Annotated in this window: 2 pseudogenes; both read left to right on the forward strand. The window is 70.0% G+C overall.

Annotation, left to right across the window (positions count from 1 at the left end):
* Positions 1-1,143, forward strand: a pseudogene (locus CCN56_RS37260) (extracellular solute-binding protein); the annotation flags it as partial.
* Positions 1,144-1,293: 150 nt separating this feature from the next.
* Positions 1,294-1,674: pseudogene (locus tag CCN56_RS37265) on the forward strand (beta-galactosidase); the annotation flags it as partial.
* Positions 1,675-3,027: the final 1,353 nt, after the last annotated feature.

Below are 3,027 nucleotides of genomic sequence, written 5' to 3' on the forward strand. Positions count from 1 at the left end.
CGGCGGCTCGGCCGGCACGAGTGGTCCGAAGGAGGTCGCGGCCGCGCTGGAGAAGGGCGGCAAGGTGACCGTGTGGGCCTGGGAGCCCACGCTGAAGAAGGTGGCGGAGGACTTCGAGAAGAAGTACCCGAAGGTCGACGTCGAGCTGATCAACGCCGGCACCGGCGACAAGCAGTACACGGCTCTCCAGAACGCGATAGCCGCCGGCTCGGGTGCGCCCGACGTCGCCCAGGTCGAGTACTACGCCCTCGGCCAGTTCACCATCGGCAAGTCCGTCGAGGACCTCGCCCCCTACGGCGCCCTCAAGCACGCCACGGGCTTCACCTCCGGTCCGTGGACCGCCGTCCACCAGGGCGACGCCATCTACGCCATGCCCNNCACAAGGCCGACCCGAAGGTCTTCATCGCCAACGACACCGGCGACGCCGGCGCCACCACCAGTCTGATCTGGCAGGCCGGAGGTCACCCGTACAAGACCGACGGAACCGATGTGAAGATCGACTTCACGGACGACGGCTCCAAGGCGTACGCCGCCACCTGGCAGAAGCTCCTCGACGAGAAGCTCCTCTCGCCCGTCAACCCTTGGAGCGACGCCTGGTACAAGGGCCTCGCCGACGGCTCCATCGCCACCCTGACCACCGGCGCCTGGATGCCGGCCAACTTCGCCTCCGGCGTCGCCTCCGCCTCCGGCGACTGGCGGGTCGCCCCGCTCCCGCAGTGGACGAAGGGCGGCAAGGCTAGCGCCGAGAACGGCGGCAGCTCGCTGGCCGTCCCGAAGGTCGCCAAGAACAAGGAACTCGCCTACGCCTTCGCCGAGTTCGCCACCACCGGCGCCGGCGCGAGCTCCCGCGTCGCCCAGGGCGCCTTCCCCGCCACCCGCGCCGACCTGGAGTCCAAGGCGTTCCTGGACACCAAGTTCCCGTACTTCGGCGGCCAGAAGGCCAACCAGATCTTCGCCGAGTCGGCCGCCAACGTCGGCTCCGACTGGCAGTACCTGCCCTACCAGGTCTACGCCAACTCCATCTTCAACGACACCGTCGGCAAGGCCTACGTCTCCCCGACCAAGCTCTCCGAGGGCCTGAAGGCCTGGCAGGACGCCAGCGTCAAGTACGGCAAGGACCAGGGCTTCACCGTCAACAAGTAACCCGCTCGACGCGGGGGCGGAGCCACGTAGAGGCTCCGCCCCCGCAAGCCTGCGGAAAGGTCTTGCCGCCCCCTGAGAGGTGCTTGCGTCAATGCATCAGGGTGACACCGCGGTCCCGCACGACCTTTCACCTGCAGGAGCACACAGCGCATGCCCGTTCTCCGGACAGACCAGGCCGGCTTCCTGCTCGACGGCCATCCCTTCCGCATCCTGTCCGGCGGGCCGCACTACTTCCGGGTCCACCCCGACCAGTGGCAGGACCGGCTCCGCAAGGCACGGCTCATGGGCCTCAACACCGTCGAGACCTACGTCCCGTGGAACCTGCACCAGCCACGCCCCGACCGTTTCGTGATGGACGCAGGCCTCGACCTCCCCCGCTTCCTCGACCTCGCCGCCACCGAAGGACTGCACGTCCTGCTGCGCCCCGGCCCGTACATCTGCGCCGAGTGGGAGGGCGGCGGCCTGCCCTCCTGGCTGCTCGCCGAACCGGACATCCGGCTGCGCACCCGCGACCCCCGCTTCCTCGCGGCCCAGCGCATCGGCACGGGCCGCCACGACCTCGAGGATCCCGTCGTAGTCGTGCGCAGATCGGCGCCGCGTCGTTCGCCGTCGCCCGGCACTCCCTCGACCATCCGCAGGAAGGCCCTGCGTCACGTAGTCTCACCCGGCCCGGCCGGCGGGCCGAACGCAGTGCGCCGGATGCCGTTCAGCCCCCGGGGGATCGCGCCGAGCACCTCGTCGTGGGCGCCGACCTGCGACCGGGTCGGTGTCCCCCTCACGGCGTCGAGGTCGTCCGCATCGACGTGTGCCGTGAAGGAGCGGTCGGCATCGCACGGCTCATGGCCTCCACCGGAGAAGTCGCCCACCACCGGAGAAGTCGACCACCACCGGCACTGGAGGCTTCGTGTGCTGCCAGGTCAGCCGAAGCGCCGCCGGTTAGGCGGCCATGGCGTCGCACCCGTGGGCCACGCTGAAGCAGCCGTCGCCCGGTTCGCCGATCCAGGCCTCGTCCGCGTCGCACACCCGGTCCGTGCCGTGGGCACGGGTGACCGTCGCGCGAAGCACCTCGACGGGCTGCCGTTCTCGATGACGCCTTCCATCGGTCTTCCGTCCGAAGCGAGCGACGTGGACGTTCGGTTCCGGCCGACCCAGCCCCACCGGCGCAGCGCCGCGGTCACGGAATGACGCGCCTGGCGGACCCTGGCCGCCTCGGCGGACACGACCAGCGCTGCGGCCCGCATGCCGCGGTCCGGACTGCGGGTGGGGAAGAGCGAGGGGTGCTGACTCAGGTGCACGGCCACCTCTGAAGTGGCGGAGGAACCGGGACGGTCAGCGCGCCGACGGCTTCCTCGGCAGCTACTACCGCATGAGGCGGTCCTCTGAAGCGACGACCCCCTTCACTTGATGTTTACGCAAACAGTATTCTGATCCCGTCGAACCCCACAGCTCCGGGCGCGTCGCTCCACGCGGCCTTCGCACCCGAGGGGGGCGCCGGCGTGCGCAATCCCTCGACGGCGGATCCGGCCCTCGAGGCCATCCCGCAGGGAGGCGGCGGCGAGGCCGTCCGCGCCCCAACCCCTCCGGGCCGCTTCTCCATGAGCGCGTCCGCCCCGAGCGAGCCCTTCCGCCGAGTCGGCGGGCCGGCATCCCGAAGATCCCGAAGATCCCGAAGGGGGCTGTTTACAGGGGGTCGGGCAAATGGTTACGTTAACAACGAGCAAGGAGACTTCTGTATGCGCCACTTGAGGGCCCGTCCCTGCAGCCCACATCCCGGCAGACTCTGCGAGGGCCCCCTGTGGGATCCTGCCGCGCACGAGCTGTTGTGGGTCGACATCACCGCCGGCCTCATCCACCGCGGCAACCTGGTGCCGTCCGCGGACGGCA

Source organism: Streptomyces sp. NRRL B-24572 (assembly GCF_002156145.1).
Classification (GTDB): Bacteria; Actinomycetota; Actinomycetes; order Streptomycetales; family Streptomycetaceae; genus Streptomyces; species Streptomyces vietnamensis.